This is a genomic window from Microlunatus ginsengisoli, from assembly GCF_039537205.1.
GTDB lineage: Bacteria > Actinomycetota > Actinomycetes > Propionibacteriales > Propionibacteriaceae > Microlunatus > Microlunatus ginsengisoli.
Genome location: NZ_BAABAB010000050.1, coordinates 217,367 through 235,408, shown reverse-complemented (window position 1 = coordinate 235,408; position 18,042 = coordinate 217,367). Strand labels below are relative to the sequence as shown.

General features: G+C 70.7%; 10 protein-coding genes. 3 read left to right on the top strand and 7 right to left on the bottom strand.

The genetic code is table 11. The features are described 5' to 3' along the window. Positions 1-95: 95 nt before the first annotated feature. The 3 genes from ABD747_RS24430 to ABD747_RS24420 form a co-directional block, all read right to left on the bottom strand. Entirely contained in the window at positions 96-2,570 is a 2,475-nt protein-coding gene (locus ABD747_RS24430; RefSeq protein ID WP_344809614.1) for a transglycosylase domain-containing protein, read from the bottom strand. A gap of 75 nt (positions 2,571-2,645) precedes the next feature. Continuing rightward, positions 2,646-2,942 carry a hypothetical protein gene (locus tag ABD747_RS24425; protein ID WP_344809612.1) on the bottom strand — a complete coding sequence of 99 codons (297 nt, stop codon included), beginning with the start codon at positions 2,940-2,942 and terminating at the stop codon, positions 2,646-2,648. 103 nt (positions 2,943-3,045) lie between these two features. Beyond that, on the bottom strand, positions 3,046-4,287 hold the full coding sequence (locus tag ABD747_RS24420) for a TDT family transporter (RefSeq protein ID WP_344809610.1): 1,242 nt from the start codon (positions 4,285-4,287) through the stop codon (positions 3,046-3,048). 93 nt (positions 4,288-4,380) lie between these two features. Here ABD747_RS24420 and ABD747_RS24415 point away from each other — a divergent pair, with 93 nt between their 5' ends. Then, positions 4,381-5,319, top strand: a complete 939-nt coding sequence (locus ABD747_RS24415) for a LysR family transcriptional regulator (protein WP_344809608.1) — start codon at positions 4,381-4,383, stop codon at positions 5,317-5,319. A gap of 7 nt (positions 5,320-5,326) precedes the next feature. On the opposite strand, the gene ABD747_RS24410 is transcribed toward ABD747_RS24415, so the two are convergent. Together ABD747_RS24410 and ABD747_RS24405 are read right to left on the bottom strand one after the other, a co-directional pair. Beyond that, the gene (locus ABD747_RS24410; RefSeq protein ID WP_344809606.1) at positions 5,327-8,542 is read right to left on the bottom strand and encodes a hypothetical protein; all 3,216 of its coding nucleotides are present in this window, start codon (positions 8,540-8,542) and stop codon (positions 5,327-5,329) included. A gap of 93 nt (positions 8,543-8,635) precedes the next feature. Then, a complete protein-coding gene (locus ABD747_RS24405) occupies positions 8,636-10,036 on the bottom strand; it encodes a helix-turn-helix domain-containing protein (protein WP_344809604.1) in 1,401 nt (466 codons plus the stop codon). Between the two features lie 310 nt (positions 10,037-10,346). On the opposite strand from ABD747_RS24405, the gene aceA reads away from it, so the two are divergent. Both aceA and aceB read left to right on the top strand, forming a co-directional pair. Next, complete coding sequence (gene aceA, locus ABD747_RS24400; RefSeq protein WP_344809602.1) at positions 10,347-11,657, top strand: isocitrate lyase; 1,311 nt, start codon at positions 10,347-10,349, stop codon at positions 11,655-11,657. 129 nt (positions 11,658-11,786) lie between these two features. Then, positions 11,787-13,454, top strand: a complete 1,668-nt coding sequence (gene aceB / locus ABD747_RS24395; protein WP_344809600.1) for a malate synthase A — start codon at positions 11,787-11,789, stop codon at positions 13,452-13,454. Positions 13,455-13,490: 36 nt separating this feature from the next. Here aceB and ABD747_RS24390 read toward each other — a convergent pair whose 3' ends face one another. Both ABD747_RS24390 and ABD747_RS24385 read right to left on the bottom strand, forming a co-directional pair. Further along, entirely contained in the window at positions 13,491-16,376 is a 2,886-nt protein-coding gene (locus ABD747_RS24390) for an FAD-binding and (Fe-S)-binding domain-containing protein (RefSeq protein WP_344809598.1), read from the bottom strand. After that, a complete protein-coding gene (locus tag ABD747_RS24385; protein WP_344809597.1) occupies positions 16,373-18,037 on the bottom strand; it encodes an L-lactate permease in 1,665 nt (554 codons plus the stop codon). Before ABD747_RS24385 ends, ABD747_RS24390 begins: the two co-directional genes overlap by 4 nt. Between the last annotated feature and the right edge of the window lie 5 nt (positions 18,038-18,042).

The window sequence follows — 18,042 nt, the reverse complement described above, 5'->3', positions numbered from 1 at the left end:
GACTCTGCTCCGCCGAAGCGGACCACCACGGAGTTGTCAGGTTCTCGGCGAGCCATGGCGAGCTGAGAACCTGACAACTCCGGAAACAGTGAGGCTCAGCCGCCGCCCTTGCCCTTGTCCTTTTTCTTCTTCTCTTCCTCGGCCTTCTTTTTCTTCTCCTCGGCCTTCTTCTTGGCCGCCGCCTTCTTCTTCGCCTCGGCCTTCTTCTTGGCCTTCTCGGCCGCGACGACCTGGGGATCGCGGCCGCGGGAGAAGAGGGCGCTGATCGTGCTGAACTGGCCGACCCGCGCGCCGGACCCGGGGGACCAGCGGATGAAGCGGTAGCGCTTCACCGAGTTGCTGTAGACGTACTCCCGGATCACCGTGAAGCCGGCCTTCTCCAGCTTCTTCGTGGCCGCCGCGATCGACAGACCGCGGACCGACGGCACCGTCACGATCTTGCCGCGCAGGATCCGCGACGACGGGCTCTTGAACCCGGTCCGCGGCACCTTCTTCAGGTACTGCGTCATGGTGGGCTTCCAGATCTTCATGCCGGCGTCGCCGCTGCCGCTGCCCTCCAGATAGAAGTGGCTGGACGGCACCCTGTAGCCCTTGACGCCACCCCGGCGGAAGCTCGCCTTGTGCCGGATGAACGGCTTCTTCCGGTTGTCGATCGAGATCATCGCGACGCCCGCGATCTCCGGGGTGTAACCGGCGAACCAGACCGCCTCGTTGCTGTCGATGGTGCCGGTCTTGCCGGCCTGCGGGCGGCCGTCCGGGACCCGCGCCCGGGTGCCGGTGCCGTTGCGCATCACGCCGGACAGCAGGCTGTTCACGCCGTCGGCGACCTGCTTGGACATCACCCGGCGGCAGTCGGCGCTCGGCGGCTTGAGGTTCTTGCCGTTCCGGGCGGTGATCTTGGTGATGATGATCGGGTTGCAGTGGATGCCGCGGGCCGCGAAGGTCGCGTACGCCTCCGCCATCGACAGCGGGCTGACCTCCACCGAACCGAGAGTGAACGACGGCTTGTCCTGGTAGTAGTCGACCAGGTCGCGGCCTCGGGTGCCGAGCTTCACCCCGAGCCGCTCGGCCATCTTGGTCACCCGGCACATGCCGGTGTTCAGCTCCAGCTGGACGAAGTAGTTGTTGACCGACATCGCGGCGCCGCGGTACATGTCCATCACGCCGTTGGCGCCGGTCGAGTTCGAAACCCGCCACCGGCCGTACACCCGCTCCGAACCCTTGCAGCTGGAGAACTTGCGGCCGGAGTAGTCGATGGTCCGCTTGGCGTCGTACTTCTTCCGCAGCGGAATGCCCTTCTCCAGCGCCGCCGCGGCGGTGAACGCCTTGAACGTCGAGCCGGCCTGATAGCCCTGGATGCCGCCCATCGCCGGATCGACCGCGAGGTTCCAGTACGTCTGACCCTTCTTCGCGTTGCTGCCCATCACCGGCCGGCTCTGGGCCATCGCCACGATCAGCCCGGTGCCCGGCTGGATCATGCTCATGGTCGAGATCAGCGGATCCTTGGCCCCGACCACCGAGCTGACCCGTCGCTGGGCCAGATCCTGGGTCTTCGGGTCGATCGCGGTCTTGATGGTCAGCCCGCCGCGCTTGATCAGGTTGTCCCGCTCCTCCTCGGTCTTGCCCAGGCTGGGCGACTGCAGCAGGCTGCGCCGGACGTAGTCGCAGAGGAACGGGTAGCGGCTGCCGACGCAGCCGTTGCGGGTCGGCTTGACCTTCTTCTTGTTGAATGTCGCCTTCTTCGCGGCCTGTGCCTGGCTGGCGGTGATCAGGCCCAGCTCGGTCATCCGGTTGAGCACGACGTCTCGCCGCTCGAGGGCCGCGCTGGTGTTGTTCACCGGGTTGTTGGCGTCCGGGCTCTGCACCAGGCCGGCCAGCATCGCGGCCTGGGCCAGGCTCAGCTTGGCGGCCGAGGTGGAGAAGTAGTGCCGGGCGGCCGCCTCGACCCCGTACGCTCCCGCCCCGTAGTAGGCGATGTTCAGGTAGCGCTCGAGGATCTGGTCCTTGCTCAGCCGCTTCTCCAGCGCGATCGCGTAGCGCAGCTCGCGGATCTTGCGTTCCACCGTCGGCGCCTGGACCCGCTTCGTGCACTGCTCGTCGGCCTTGGCCTGGCAGGCCTCGATCTGGACCATCTTCACGTACTGCTGGGTGAGCGAGGACCCGCCCTGGGTGATGCCGTCGTTCGCGGTGTTGCGGACCAGCGCCCGCAGCGTGCCCTTCAGGTCGAGCGCGCCGTGCTCGTAGAACCGGTGGTCCTCGATCGCGATCTGCGCCTGCCGCATCACCGGTGCGATCTGGTTCAGCTTCACCGGGATGCGGTTCTCGTCGTAGAAGTAGGCCAACACCTTCCCGTTGGCCATCAGCACCTTGCTCCGGGTGGGTGGCGTCGGGGTGGCCAGCTCCGCGGGCAGGTTGTCCAGCTCGTCGGCCGCGACCTTGCTGCTCACCCCGGCCAGCCCGGCGACGGGAATGAACAACCCGGCGATGAGGACGCCGGCGAGCACGCTGATGACGCCGAACAGTGCCACGGAGGACAGGACCGCTCCGACGCGGCGACCAGACACGGGCATATCCCACAGGCTACGTGAGAATCAGCCCTGGTAGTCAGCCGATATCAAACCGGAAGGCGCCCTCGTCCGGGCCGGTCAGGCCACCTTCGGCTCGCGCCGGCGGCTCCACAGCAGCGTCGGTGGATCCACCAGGAGCGGGACGGTGCGCTGCTCGGTGAGCTCCTGGTTCTCGCTGTCCCGGCGCCGTTCGGGGAAGTCGATGTCGCCTGGTTCGGGATCGTCCATGGCCGTGGTGAAGGTGATCGTCCGTCGGCCGGTGTCGACCCGGATCGGTCCGACCGGCTGCAGGTGCAGCAATCCGTTGCCTCGCCACCAGCCGCAGAACGCGTGCTGGAGCTCCGGGGAGTGGTCGATGCCGAAGGTGATTCTCATGGTCGGGATCCGCAGTCCGCACCGGTCGATGACATTCGCCTCATGATGTGACAACGTTATCAGAACGCGATGGCGAGCGGTAGCTATGGCGATCCGGTGCCGGTCACGTCGCCGGTAGGCGGGCCGAGCTGGCCACCGGTGCGGGTGGGAGCAACAGCTGCCCGCGCCAGGCGCCGCGGGCGGTGCGGACGGCCACGGTCGCCCAGGCGACGACGAGCGCGGCGTAGAGCGCGACCGCGGTCGTGCCGAACAGGTGCAGGCCGGTGGTGGCGGCGAGTGCGGAGGTGCCGGTGACGACCGTGCCGACCGGGAAGGTGAAGGACCACCAGGTGAGGGTGAACGGCAGGCCGGTGCGGACGTCCCGGGCGGTCCGCCAGGTGATGGTCGCGGCGACGGCGAGCCAGAGCACGGCGAAGCCCCAGACCGGGACGCCGTAGCCGAGCCCGGCGGCCTGGAGCACCGGGCCGTACGGGGCGGGGAGGGTGTCCGCGGCCCGGTCCCCGAGAGTGTGCGCGGCGGTCACGCTCTGGCCGAGGACGCCGAGCACGATCCACAGCGTCGGCACCATCGCGGCGGGTCCGACCTTGTGCTGGACGAGCCGGTGCCACAGCAGGGTGATCACGATCAGGCCGGCGAACAGGCTGATGCCGAACAGGGCATAGCAGCCGAAGAGCATGGTCTGCTGCGCCGGAATCGAGCCCAGGTGGGGGATGAGCAGTGCTCCGGTGGCGGCACTGACCATCGGCGGGACGACCGGCATCAGCCAGCCGCCGAAGGCGGCATCGGGTGCGCTGCGGTGACTCGTGAACGCCTTGACCGGAACCGCGACCGCGGTCCACAGGCCGAGAGCGGTGCCGGTGGCCCAGAGCACGGCATCCACCGGGACGGCGGCCGGCCCGAGCACCGGCCGGCCGGCCAGCACGGCGCCGGAGCCCACCGTGAGCAGAGCCATCGCCGGCGCGCCGTAGAAGTAGCTCATCACCGGGTGGTCGAGGTGTGATCGAGCGGTGGCCGGATGTCGGATCCAGTGCACCACCGTGGCCGCGGTGACGGCGACCAGCAAAGCGGCGGCCAGCAGCCAGACGCCGAGCGCCCACGCCTGCAGCAGCGCCCACGCCTGCAGCGGCTGGGAGGCGGCGCCCTCGACCGGGAGGGCGGCGACGGGGAGGCTGACGGCCGCGTTCGCGACGATGCCGGTCCCCATCACCGCGGCGTACCAGTTGGGGCCGACGTAGCCGAGCGCGGGGCGGCCCTCGAGTGCGGCGAGGAAGCCACGCGGGGGAGCCGGCCGCGGTTCGGGCCGGTCGGTCCGGTCGGTCACGAGCGGGTCGGCGGTGATGGTCACGATCCCACCCTGCGCCCCGGGACCGCCGGCCGGTAGTCCCCGGATCCCGAGGGATCCACAACCACAGCTTGTGACCGGTCTAGGCTGGCGGGCATGGCCGAGCCGGAACCACCCGCACCGGCCGCGCTGCCGGATCTGCCGGCGCTCGCTCTGCTGGTCGAGGTGGATCGGGCCGGCAGCATCGGGGCGGCCGGCCGGCGGTTCGGGATCACCCAGCAGGCGGCATCCGCCAGGCTGCGCGCGCTCGAGCGGGAGCTGGGGGTGCCGCTGCTGCTGCGGGCCGCCCGCGGCTCCGAGCTCACCGCGGCCGGCCGGGTCGTGGTCGGCTGGGCCGACCGGTTGCTGCAGCTGGGCGACGAGCTGGCCTCGGCGGTCGAGGCGCTCCGCGCGGACCGCGATCGTGAGCTGGTGGTGTTCGCCTCGATGACCGTGGCCGAGTTCCTGCTGCCCGGTTGGCTGGTCCGGCTGCGCGACCGCCAACGCCGGGTCGGCCGGGTCACCTCGGTCGCGCTCACCGCGGCGAACAGCCGACAGGTCGTTGCCGCCGTCCGGGACGGCACGGCTCAGCTCGGCTTCGTCGAAGGGCCCGAGGTTCCGGCCGATCTCCGGTCGGCCGATCTCGGCACCGACGAACTGGTCCTCGTGGTGGCCCCCGACCACCCGTACGGCCGGCGCCGCTCGCTGCGGCCGGCGCAGGTGGCAGCCCTGCCGCTGACCAGTCGCGACCCGGGATCGGGCACCCGCCAGGTCGTTGACGAGGCACTGGCCCGACACGATCTCAGCGCGACCGCAGCCGACGTGGAGCTGAAGACATCGACCGCGGTCCGAGAGACGGTCCGGGCCGGCGGCCAGCCGGGTTTCCTCAGCCGGCGCCTGATCGGCCAGGAGCTCCGGGCGGGCCAGCTCCGGGTCATCGCGACCCCCGGCCTGGACCTCACCCGGCACTTCACTGCCCTCTGGTCCGGGCCGCCGCAACCACCGGCCGGGCCGATCCGCGACCTGCTCGGCATCGCCCGCGGTTCCTCGTCCTGACCAGACCTCAACCGCCGCCGGCCGGCCGGTCGAGATAGCCGATCAGGTCGCCGAGGCCGCCGTAGCCGAGCACACACGCAGGGTCCTCGCTCGCGTCGCCGCAGTGCAGCCGCTGGGCGTCGGCCATCGACTGGTCCAGACTCGTCATGCTCGCCTGCGACAGCACCCAGCCCAGCGGCGCGGTCACCTCGGGCTGGGCGCCCCGGTCCACCACGATGACGCGGCGGGGCAGCTGGTTCACGATCGTCGCGCAGTCCAGTGCTGCCGTTGCGGCGTCGGGACAGATCGAGGTCGTCCGGACGGCGTTGGCGGCACGCTGCAGCAGGGCGTCGGTGGTGTTCAGGGTGCCCTGTCCGCGCAGGAACTCGATCGGCGGCAGCAGCACCTCGCTCTGCAGGGGGGCCGGCGCCCGCAACTGCGCCGCCTTGCCCTCCTCGTTGCTGAGGAAGACGACGAACGGCACGATCAGCGGCGCGGTCGAGCCCGGCCGGACCGCTTGTTCGTTGTGCTGCCGGACCTGGGCCAGCCAGGAGACCGAGAGGTCGGTGATGGTGGCCAGACCGCTGTTCTCGGTGTAGCCGCCGTCGATCAGCTGGGTACGCGGCCAGCCGCCTTCGCCCGCGCCGCTCGGCGGTGCGCAGGGCCCGACCACTCCGCCGGGGGTGACGTAGGGAAACCGGGCGGTGAGCATCGCCGCGGTGACCGACTGCAGGCTGTGCAGGCAGTCCTCCGTTCCGGCCGGCACCGGCCGCCCGGCCGTCGGCGTCGCCGGCGCGGCCGTCGTGTAGGCCGAGATCAGGTCGATCGTCCGCGGCCCGGTCGCGTCCCGGCCGTCACAACGCTGCTCGCCGCCGGCCGGCGCGAGCGTGGCCGCAGGCGCCCGGCTCAGGTCGACCTGACTGATCCAGACCCGGCACCGATTGGCCACGCTGGTGGAGTTCAAGATCAGCGGCCCGGTCGCCGGGGAGAGCTCGTCGTCGGCCGTGGTGAAGCTCCGGCTGCCCCAGCTGTCGGCGTCGACACCGCCGCTCCAGCCGATCTCCAGCAACCGGGCCCGGTCGGCCCAGGTGCGCGCGGGCGCGACCCCGTCGGCCGGGAGCGGGACGCCCGTTGCGCCGTACAGCGGGTCGCGGACGAAGGTGCCGACCACACCCCGGGCCAGCGGATCGGGTCGCGCCATCTCCTCGACCGCCGCGACCGCGCGGTCCGTGCCGGGAGCCGACGGCGTGCCGGAGAAACGGGCCACCGTCAGACCGACGGAACCGCCGCTGGCGCCGGCGGAAAACAGCACCGAGTGGCTGCCGCAACCCTTCTTGCCGGCCGTCCCGGTCTCGAGCGCCTGCAGGCCCTTGACGGTCCAGTAGGCGGCGCGAATGCCACCACCTTCGGCCGCGACCATGATCATCGGCCGGACCTGGTGGCCGCCGACGGTGATCACGCAGCCACCCTTGCCCAGCCAGTCGGTGACCAGCCGGTCGGCCGGCTCCCGACGTGCGTCGGCTGGAGCCGGGCCGGACGGGGGCTGCGCCGGGTCGACGATCCGGTGGATGGTGGTCTGACCGGACAGGGCGCCGACCGCGACGACGGCCAGCACCAGCATGCTGACCAGCGGGGTGCGCTTCAATCCGAGGAACCGGAAGACCTCGGCCGTCGGGCGGTCCTGGATCAGCAGACCGGCAGCCGCAGCGATGCCGATCAGCGCTGCGAGGCTGATGATCGCGACCGCGCTGACACCGAGCCGGCCGACCGCGCCCGGATGTGTGGCCACCCCGACAACGGTGACCAGGACCGCGGCCAGCACCAGCCAGCGGGGCCACAGCGAGGTCGGTCGAGTCGTGCCCACCGACGTCGTCGACCGGATGACCTCCCGCCGGGCCAGCAGGGCAGCGGCGAGGCTGAGCAGCCACGGCAGCACGACACCGGCGACACCGAGGGCGAAGAAGCGGGTCGAACGATCGGCCTCGACGGCGGTCAGTCCCGCACCGGGGCCGACCAGCTCGGGTCGCAGGATCACCATCGACATGTACGACCGGATCAGCCCGAGCCCGCCAATGGTGAGCGCCACCAAGGCGAGGGCGTGGCCGGTGAAGCGGATGGTGCCGATCGCCAGCTGGTCGAACTGCGGCGGCTGGTCGGGGATCCTTCGCTCCGGGTGGCGCCGCCAGGCGTAGCGGAGCAACAGGGAGAAGCCGACGACGGCCAGTGAGATCAGGCAGAAGACCAGCAACCGGCCGACGAGCACCGGGGCATCCATGGTCCAGTGCGTCACCAGCGCGCCGATCGCCGTCAGCACCGGACCCACCACCCAGATGGCCAGCAGGGGACGGCCGGGCTCCTCCGGCGGCGGTGGCGGCGTGGTCGGGTGCCGCCGCGCCCAACCGGTGCGATAGCGGCCGAGCATCGCCAGCAGGAAGGCGACCACGATCAGGGCGAGGATGGCCATCTGCGCCTGCCGCTGGCCGTCCGGGCCGTCGGTGACCCAGCGCCGCTGGACATCGGGAAGCTGCTCCAGCACCGCCGAGCCGGACAGCACCGAGAGCACCAGCAGCGGGACGACGAAGGCAACCGCGAACCGGTGCTGCATCAGGGCCCGGCCGATCCGGCGCAGGGTCGGTCGCGGATCGTCGGGACGTGGCGCGGAGTAGGGCGCGACGGTTCGGACGACGATCGCCAGTACGGCACCGCCGAGGCAGAACCACTTGACCGCGGTGGCCCAACCGAGCAGCGGCAGCACCGTCGCCGGGGCCGCGCCGGTGAGCAGGCCGGCGACCAGCAGATCCTCCACCAGGTCGGCGAGCACCGTCGCGGCGACGGCCGCGTATGCCACCCGTCGGGCGATTCCGTCGCGGAACGCGGCGTGCACCAGGCCGGTCAGCAGGAGGCCGTACGCGATCATGAAGACCAGGTCGACGCCGAGGTGCCACCACAACAGGCGTTGGAACAACGCATCGTCGGGGCCCGTGAGCATCCCGCCGGCCGCGATGGCTCGCCAGCCGGTTGCGGCGTCGTCTCCGCCGGCGAACAGCACCGAGAACGGCCAGGCGCGGCCGTCCGGGCCGACCACCCGGGCGGACTGGGCCCCGATCTCGGTCAGGGCGATCACGCAGGCCGCGGTGACCGAGACGATCAGACCCCAGAGGTAGCTCTTGGGCTCGATCGGCGGCAGATCGGTGATCGTCGCCGTGCGATCCTGCGGCTCACCGGCCGTCTGCTGCGCCTGCACCTGGCCTCCCCGCCCGCTCGACCCGTCCACCGAAACGGCCCACCTGAACGCATGGTGGCGTACGGACTCGGCGGCTGACAAGGAAAAATGCCGCTACTGCCGATCGAGGAACTCCATCACCTCGGTCTGGTCGACCCCAGGGAAGGCGCCCGCCGGCAGGCTGGCCAGCAGGGCGGAGTGGACCCGGGCGCTCGGCCAGCTCGCGTCCTGCCAGCGCGCCGCGAGTGCCGGCGGAGGGTCGGTGCAGCAGGCCGGATCGGGGCAGCGGGACACCGAGCGGTGCGTGGTCCCGCGACCGCGGAACCACTTGACGTGCTCGTACGGCGTGCCGACCGAGACCGAGTACGTGTCGTGGTCGCCCTGCTCGGCGACCGCCGTGCACCAGAACGTCCCGCTCGGGGTGTCGGTGTATTGCTGGTAGGGCTCGGTCCAGTCCGGCTGGTCGAAGACCGCGCGCGCGGTCCAGAACCGGCAGACCCGCTGGCCCTCGACCGAGCCCGTGGTGTCGCTGGGGAAGGTGACCCCGTCGTTCGCGTACGCCTTGTAGATGATCCCGGAGGAGTTGATCTTCATGAAGTGCACCGGGATGTCCAGGTGGGTGGTGGCCAGGTTGGTGAACCGGTGGGCGGCCATCTCGTACGAGGTCAGGTAGCGGTCCCGCAGGTCCTCGATCTCCAGATCCTTGGCCTGCTTGGCCTCCCGGAGATAGCTCACCGCCCACCGCTGCGGGATCAGCACGGCGGCGGCGAAGTAGTTGACCTCCACCCGCTGGGCCAGGAACTCCGCGTAGTCCGCCGGTGGGCGGTGCTGCAGCACGACGTGGCCGAGTGCGGCCAGCGCCAGGGTCCGTTGGGCGGCGCCGTCGCTGGTCGGCAGGAAGATCCGCTTGCCGGCCAGGTCGGTCACCGAGCGGGTCGAGGGCGGCAGGTCCGGCACCGAGTGCAGGCTGAAGCCGAGCCGCTCGGCGATCGCGTTCACCCGGTGCCGGGTCAGCGGTCCGCCGTCGTGGCCGACGCCGACCAGCAGCTCGTCGGCCAGCTCCTCGATCGCGGGGAAGTAGTTGTCCGAGGCCCGCATCCGGGCCCGGAGCTCACCGTTGGCTCGTCGCGCGTACTCCGGGGTGGCGTCGCGTTCGGCGCTGAGCGTGCGGATCCGGTCGTGTAGGGCGACCAGCGACTCCAGCGCGTCCAGCGGCAGCCGCGGCCCGGTCCGCACCGGCTGGACCCCGAGCTGGCTGTACGCCACCGACTGCTGGGCCCGCTCCAACCGGAGCTCCAAGGCGGCCCGTCGACTCGGTGCGGCCTCGGAGAGCAGGTCGGCGAGACCGCAGCCCAGCGCGCCGGCGATGGCGGCCAGCGCGGAGACCTTGGCCTCCCGCTTCCCGGTCTCGATCAGCGAGATCGCCGAGGCCGAGAGGCCGACCCGCTCGCCGAGGGCGTCCAGGGTGAGCCCGGCGGCCTTGCGCCGGTGCCGGATCCGCTTGCCGATGACCATCGGATCCGGGCCGCCGGGCGGCCTGACATGCGGGTCGCGACGGGTCTCCGTGGAGAGCAGGCGCAGCGCCGGTGTGCCGTCAAGTTCTGCGTTTCTTGACGTTGGTGGGCGAGAAGGTGACGCCATGAAGCGATTCCACCCCGATGTGCAGGATCGAGCAAGCCCTTTGGAGCGTCAATTTTGCGCGTTCTTGACTGATCCAGTTCATCCACTGGCCTGCTGACAAACCCCAAGCTGGTCTCACCGCACCAGCGGACCGACGGCACCACCCGAGCATCGCACCCGAGCAGATCGAACGAAGGAGACCGAGATGACCACCACCCTGCCGAACCCCACGGAGACCCTCACCGCCGAGCAGCTGTTGCAGCGCGACTGGGCGACCAACCCGCGGTGGGCCGGGATCGAGCGGACCTATACCTCCGCCGACGTGGTGAACCTCCGGGGCTCGCTGGTCGAGGCGCAGACCCTGGCCGAGCACGGCGCGGCCACCCTCTGGCGGTTGCTGCACGAGCAGCCGTTCGTCCGCTCCCTCGGCGCCCTGACCGGCAACCAGGCCGTCCAGCAGGTGAAGGCCGGGCTGCAGGCGATCTATCTGTCCGGCTGGCAGGTGGCCGCCGATGCCAATCTGTCCGGGCACACCTACCCGGACCAGAGCCTGTATCCCGCCAACTCGGTGCCGGCCGTGGTCCGCCGGATCAACAACGCGATGATCCGCGCCGACCAGATCGCGTGGTCGAACGGGGAGAACCGGGACCGGGAGCCGGGCGAGTCGATCGTCCCGATCGTGGCCGACGCGGAGGCCGGCTTCGGCGGGCCGCTGAACGCGTACGAGCTGATGAAGCAGATGATCGTCGCCGGCGCCGCCGGGGTGCACTGGGAGGACCAGCTGGCCTCGGAGAAGAAGTGCGGCCATCTCGGCGGGAAGGTGCTGATCCCGACCCGGCAGCACGTCCGGACGCTGAACGCCGCCCGGCTCGCGGCCGACGTGATGGGCACCCAGACCCTGGTGATCGCCCGCACCGATGCCCTGGCGGCGAACCTGATCACGTCCGACGTCGACCCGGTCGACGCACCGTTCTGCACCGGCGAGCGCACCGGTGAGGGCTTCTACCGGGTGCGGTCCGGGATCGAGCCGGTGCTCGCCCGAGCCAAGGCGTACGCGCCGCACGCCGACCTGATCTGGGTGGAGACCGGCACCCCCGACCTCGGCCTGGCCGCCGAGTTCGCTACCGAGCTGCACAAGGAGTTCCCGGGCAAGCTGCTCGCCTACAACTGCTCGCCCTCGTTCAACTGGAAGGCGGCCCTGGACGACCGTCAGATCGCAGAATTCCAAGATCGACTCGGCGAGCTGGGCTACCGCTTCCAGTTCATCACACTGGCCGGCTTCCACGCCCTGAACCACTCGATGTTCAACCTGGCCAGGGGATACGCCAAGGACGGCATGACCTCCTACGTCGCCCTGCAGCAGGCCGAGTTCGCCGACGAGGTGAACGGCTACACCGCCACCCGGCACCAGGCCGAGGTGGGCACCGGCTACTTCGACAAGGTCGCCACCGCGCTCAACCCGGACAGCTCCACCACCGCGCTCGCCGGCTCGACCGAGACCGCCCAATTCCACTGAACGAACGTGCCCCGAGCGCTTCGACAGGCTCAGCGCGCATACGTGCCCTGAGCTTGTCGAAGGGCGCACCATCCAGCAGCTGCGCTTCGACAGGCCCAGCGCGCCTATCAAAGATCAGGAGAAACGACCATGACCATCACCGCGGAGCCTCGCTTCGACACCCAGCAGCACTACGCACACAGCCCGTTCCGCACCCCGCACCGGCCGTTGACCAGCCGGCTGCGGGTGACCGGCGCCTCGGGCGAGCGGTACGAGGAGATCCTGACCGACGGCGCGCTGGACTTCGTCTGCGGCCTGCACCGGCAGTTCGCCGGCCGCCGGGCCGAGCTGCTCGCGGTCCGGCGGTGCCGGCGCGACCAGCCACGGCCGTACGAGTTCCTGCCCGAGACCGCCTCGATCCGGAACGATCCGAGCTGGCGGGTGGCGCCGACCGCCCCGGGGCTGGAAGACCGGCGCTGCGAGATCACCGGACCGCCGACCGCGAAGATGACGATCAATGCGCTGAACTCCGGCGCGCGGGTCTGGATGGCCGACTTCGAGGACGCCACGTCACCGACCTGGTCGAACGTGATCGAGGGCCAGCTCAACCTCTACGACGCGGTTCGCCGGCAGATCGACTTCACCGGCCCGGACGGACGACGCTACGAGCTGAACCGCGACACGGCGACGATCATGGTCCGGCCGCGGGGCTGGCACCTGACCGAGAAGCACCTGGTGATGGACGGGCAGGCGATCCCGGCCGCGTTCGTCGACTTCGGTCTGTTCTTCTTCCACAACGCGCTGACCTTGATCAACGACGGGCGGGGTCCGTACTTCTATCTGCCCAAGCTGCAGTCCCACCACGAGGCCAGGCTGTGGCACGACGTGTTCGCTTGGGCCGAGGAGGCGCTCGGCATCCCGCACGGCACGATCCGGGCGACCTGCCTGATCGAGACGTTCCCGGCGGCGTTCGAGATGGCCGAGATCCTGTACGAGCTGCGGGACTACAGCGCCGGCTTGAACGCGGGCCGCTGGGACTACATCTTCTCGTTCATCAAGAACCATGCCGACGACCCGAGCGCGGTGTTGCCGAACCGCGCCGAGATCACGATGACGGTGCCGTTCATGCGGGCCTACACCGAGCTGCTGGTGAAGACCTGCCACGAGCGGGGCGCCCACGCGATCGGCGGGATGGCGGCGTTCGTGCCAAGCGCGGCGTCGCCGGAGGCCACCGCGACAGCGTTGGAGAAGACCCGGTCGGACAAGGCCCGCGAGGCCGGCGACGGCTTCGACGGGTCCTGGGTGGCGCATCCGGGCCTGGTGCCGACCTGTACCGAGGTGTTCTCCGGGGTGCTGGGGGAACGGGCGAACCAGCTCGACCGGCGGCGCGACGACGTGCACGTCACGGCCCGGGAGTTGAGCGATCTCGGCGACCTGCCGCGGACCGTGACCTTGTCGGGGGTCCGGACCGATCTGCGGGTGCCGCTGGTCTATCTGTCGTCCTGGGTGGCCGGCCAGGGCGCGGTGGCCATCGATCACCTGATGGAGGACGCCGCGACGGTGGAGATCTCCCGGATGCAGCTGTGGCAGTGGATCCGGCACCGCGCCACCACTTCCGGCGGCGTGCAGATCACCCGTGAACTGGTCTCGGCGATGCTGGCCGAGGAGGTCGAGCGGATGCTGGAGCGGACACCGGAGAGCGAGCGGTGGACCATCACCGCGGCCCAGGACATCCTCGAGCACGGCTGCCTGGACGAGGAATTCCCCTCCTTCGTCACCTCCTACGGCTACAGCCACTACCTGGCCGCTCGCGGCTGACACCCGTCACCCCCGTCACGCGTGCGTCGCCGGCACCTACGCGTGGCCGGGGTCGGGTGCCGTGACCTCGGCCAGCAGCTCGACCACGTGCCGGTAGGTCTGACCGGTGGCCCGCGTCATGCCGAGTTCACAGGTGCGATTGCAGGACGCATGCGCGGCCCCGCCGAGTGCGGTCACCTCGGCCGCCTCCGCCGCGGTCGCCGCCGCGGTCAGCTCCGGGTGCAGCATGCCGCGGTCGCCGGCGAAGGCGCAGCAGCCCCAGCTCGCGGGGACGTCGACCCGTTCGGCGACGGCGCCGGCCACGGTTCGCAGGTCGTCGTCGATGCCCAGCTGGGTGGACGAGCAGGTGGGGTGCAGCGTGATCGACGCGATCCGGCGATGATCACCGAGGCTGGGCACGATCCGCTCGGCGACGAAGGTCACGATGTCGATCACCCGGATCGCCGGCCCGTCGGCGCTGCTCAGCATCTTGATCAGACCCTCGGTACAGGAGGAGGCGTCGCAGACCAGCGGCAGCGCGCCGTCCCGGGTCGCCCGGCGCAGGATCGGCAACACGCGCTGCCGCATCCGCGCATAGCCGTCCGCCACGCCCTTCGACGACCAGGGCGTGCCGCAGCACAGCGAGTCGATCTCTGCCGGCACGTCGAGGACGATCCCGGCCCGCTCGCACAGCTGCTCGAAGCCGATCTGGACCCCGGGACCCTCGGCCGGGCCGAACATCGCATTGACGCAGGCCGGCAGATAGACCGCGTCCGGCGCTGTTTCGTCGGCTCCGCGGGCACCCGCGAGGGCCGGCCGGTCGCGCCGCCGGGAGCGGCCGCCGCCGGGAAGCTCGGGCGACCACAGCGGCAGCTGCTCGGCACCGACCACCCGCCGGGCGGCCGAGTTGATCTTGCTCACCGGACCGACCAGCGGGCCCGGGACGTGATCGGCCAGCGACAACCCCAGCGAACCCGCCCGGGTCGCCGCCGACCAGTGCCCGGCGGCCGTGGTCCAGGCCGCTCCGGCCACCTTCGGCAGATTCTCGCGGCGCAGCCGGCGCACGAGGTCCCCGGTGTTGATCAGGACCGGGCACGCCGTCTGACACATGCCGTCGACGGCGCAGGTCTCGATTCCGGCGTAGCCGTACGCCTGCTCCAGCCGTTCCGCCCGCTCGTGGTCTCCGGCGAGCTCGGCGGCGCGGATCTCCCGGCGGACGGCGATCCGTTGCCGGGGAGTCAGCGTGAGGTCTCGGCTCGGGCAGACCGGCTCGCAGTAGCCGCACTCGACACAGCGGTCGACCTCCGGCTCGACGGTCGGGGCGAGCTTGATGTGCCGCAGGTGCGCCTGGTCGTCGTCGGTGATCACCACGCCGGGGTTGAGCAGCCCGGCTGGGTCGAACAGCGCCTTCACCTCGCACATCACCGCATACAGCTCGTCGCCGAACTGCCGGCGGACGTACGGCGCCATCACCCGGCCCGTGCCGTGCTCTGCCTTGAGCGAGCCGTCGTTGGCCAAGATCAGCTCGACCAGATCCTCGGTGAAGTCGGAGTAGCGGGCCAGCTGGTCGCTGCTCTCGAACCGGTCGGTCAGCATGAAGTGGATGTTGCCGTCCTTGGCATGACCGAAGATCACGCTGTCGCGGTAGGCGTACTCGTCGAAGAGCCGAGCCAGTTCCGCACACGTATCGGCCAGGGTGGCCACCGGCACGACGACGTCCTCCAGCAGTGCGGTGGTCCCGCTCGGCCGGGCACCGGCGACCGAGGTGTAGAGGCCCTTCCGCAGCTTCCACAGCTTCCCGCGGGCGGATGGGTCCCCGCTCAGCGTCACCGGCTGCCGGACGGGCAGCCCGCGCAGCACCGGCTCGGCGCCGGCGACGAGCTCGGCGAGTCCCTCGTCATCGGTGGCCTGGTACTCGACCAGCAGGGCGGCCTGCCGGTTGACGTCCAGCGCGGCGATCGGTGCCGGGCAGTCCGGGAACGACTGGCCGACCCGCAGCGAGGTGGCGTCCATCAGCTCCAGCGTGGAGGCCCCGGTGGCCACCAGCTCCGGCAGCACCCGGTTCGCCGCGTACAGATCGTCGAAGATCAACAGACCGGACGACGCCTTGCGTCGGAGCGGAATCGTCCGGAAGGTGGCGGACGCGACGAACGCAAGCGTTCCCTCGCTTCCCACGATCAGGTGGGTGAGGATGTCGACCGGGGACGTGTGGTCGGTGAACGAGTTGAGCCCGTAGCCCATCGTGTTCTTCATCGCGAACTGCTGGGCGATCTTCGCGGTCGAGGAGGGGTTGTCGCGCACCCGGTCCCGCAGCCGGATCAGTCCGGCGTACAGGTCGGGCTCGCGGTTGCGGAGCAGCTCGTCGGCGTCCGGCGCCCCGGTGTCGATCACCGTCCCCGACGCGAGCACGGCGACGACCGACTCCAGGGTGCGATAGCTGTTCTCGACGGTGCCGCAGGCCATCCCGCTGCTGTTGTTGGCCACCACGCCGCCGATGGTGCAGGCGGCCTCACTGGCCGGATCGGGCCCGAACTTGCGACCGTAGGCGGCCAGCCGGGCGTTCAGCTGCCGCACCGTCGCGCCGGGCTGGACCCGGACGCGCTCGCCCCCGTCGAGCACCTCGATCCCGCGGAAGTGCCGCCGGACGTCGGCGAGCACGCCGTCGGTGACGGCCTGACCGGACAGGCTGGTGCCACCGGATCGGAACGTCAGCGGCGTGCCGGCCACTGCGGTCGCCCGGAGCAGCCGGGCGACCTCCTCGGCAGTGCGCGGGGCGACGACCGCGCTCGGCACCAGCAGGAAGTGGGACGCGTCGTGAGCCGCGGCGAGCCGATCGAACTCCTCGCCGCGGGCCTGGCCGCGCTCGGGCAGTGCTTCCTGCAGGCGGCGAAGCAGAGGCGGCGCCGCGGCGGCGGGCGTGGGCCGGGGGGTCGTCACGGTCACGGGACCATCCACGACAGCACGCTAGCCTGCAGCACCACGAGCACGGTGAAGGCGGCCAGCAGACCGAGGCTCCAGCCGACGAGCTTGCGGAAGATGTCGCCCTCCTTGCCGGCCATGCCGACCGCGGCGGCCGCCACCGCGAGATTCTGCGGGGAGATCATCTTGCCGAGCACGCCGGCGGAGGAGTTGGTGGTGGCCATCAGAACCGGATCCAGCCCGACCTTGGTCGCCGCGGTCACCTGCAGCAGGCCGAACAGCGAGTTGGATGAGGTGTCGGACCCGGTGATCGCGACACCGACCCAGCCCAGCACCGGTGAGAGCACCACGAAGAAGGACCCCGCCGCGGCCAGCGCATTCCCCAAGCTGGCGGTCTGACCGGACAGGTTCATCACGAACGACAGGGCGAGCACCGCCAGCACGGTCACGATGGTGAAGCGGAGCTTGACCAGGATCTCCCGGTAGGCGAGGAGCATTCGCCGGGGCGAAACGCGATAGACGAGGGCGGTGATGATGCCGGCGAAGAGCAGCAGGGTGCCGGTGGCCCGCAGGTGGTCCAGCTTGAACGTCTGAGCGCTGGCCGGCTTGCCACTGGCGCTGACGACATCGAGACCGGGCCAGCGGAAGCTGACCATCCCGTTGCCGAGCAGCCACGACTTCACCGGCGGCAGCTGGCTGATCGAGAAGATCACGATGATGATCGCGTACGGCGCGATGGCGCCGAGAGTCCGCAGCCGTCCCTGGGTCTTGACCTCGACCGCATCGGCGACCAGCGTGTCGCCGCCGGCGATCCGGGTCAGGTCGGTGTCGCTGTCGGCGGTGAGCGGTTCGGCGTGCAGCTGGATCGGGTTGGCCGGCTTCCAGACCCGGAGCATGAGCAGCACCACGACGACGGTGGAGATCGAGGCGACGATGTCGGTGATCTCGACCGTGATGAAGTTGGACGTCACGAACTGGGCCAGGCCGAAGGTCGCGCCGGCCACGAGGGCGATCGGCCAGGTCTGCCGAACCCCGCGGCGACCGTCCACCAGGAAGACCAGTACCAGCGGCACGATCAGCGCAACGAACGGCGTCTGCCGGCCGGCCATCTGGGACAGGGTGTGCAGGTCGATCCCGGTGACAGCGGCGAGCGTGATGATCGGAGCGCCCATCGCCCCGAACGCGACCGGTGCCGTGTTGGCCAGCAGCGAGACGACGGCGGCCTTCATCGGCTTCATCCCGGCGGCGATCAGCATGGCCGCGGAGATGGCCACCGGCGCGCCGAAGCCGGCCAGCGACTCCAGCAGGGCACCGAAGCAGAACGCGATCAGGATGGCCAGGATCCGCTGGTCGTCCGACAGCGAGCGGATCTTGTCACCCAGCACGGCGAACCAGCCGGTGTCCACCGACAACTGGTAGACCCACATCGCGTTGACCAGGATCCACAGGATCGGGAACGCGCCGTAGAACGCGCCCTCGGCGGTGGCGCTGAGCGCCATACCGACCGGCATCTGCCAGGCCACGATCGCCAGCACGACGGACGCCGCCAGGCCGACCAGCGCCGCCTTCCAGGCCTTGATCTTGAACACACCCAGCAGCACGAACAGCAGCGCAAGCGGGATCGCGGCGGTCAGCGCCGACATCGCCAGCGAGCCGCCGACAGGGGCGAGTGGTTGCTCGAACATCCGGA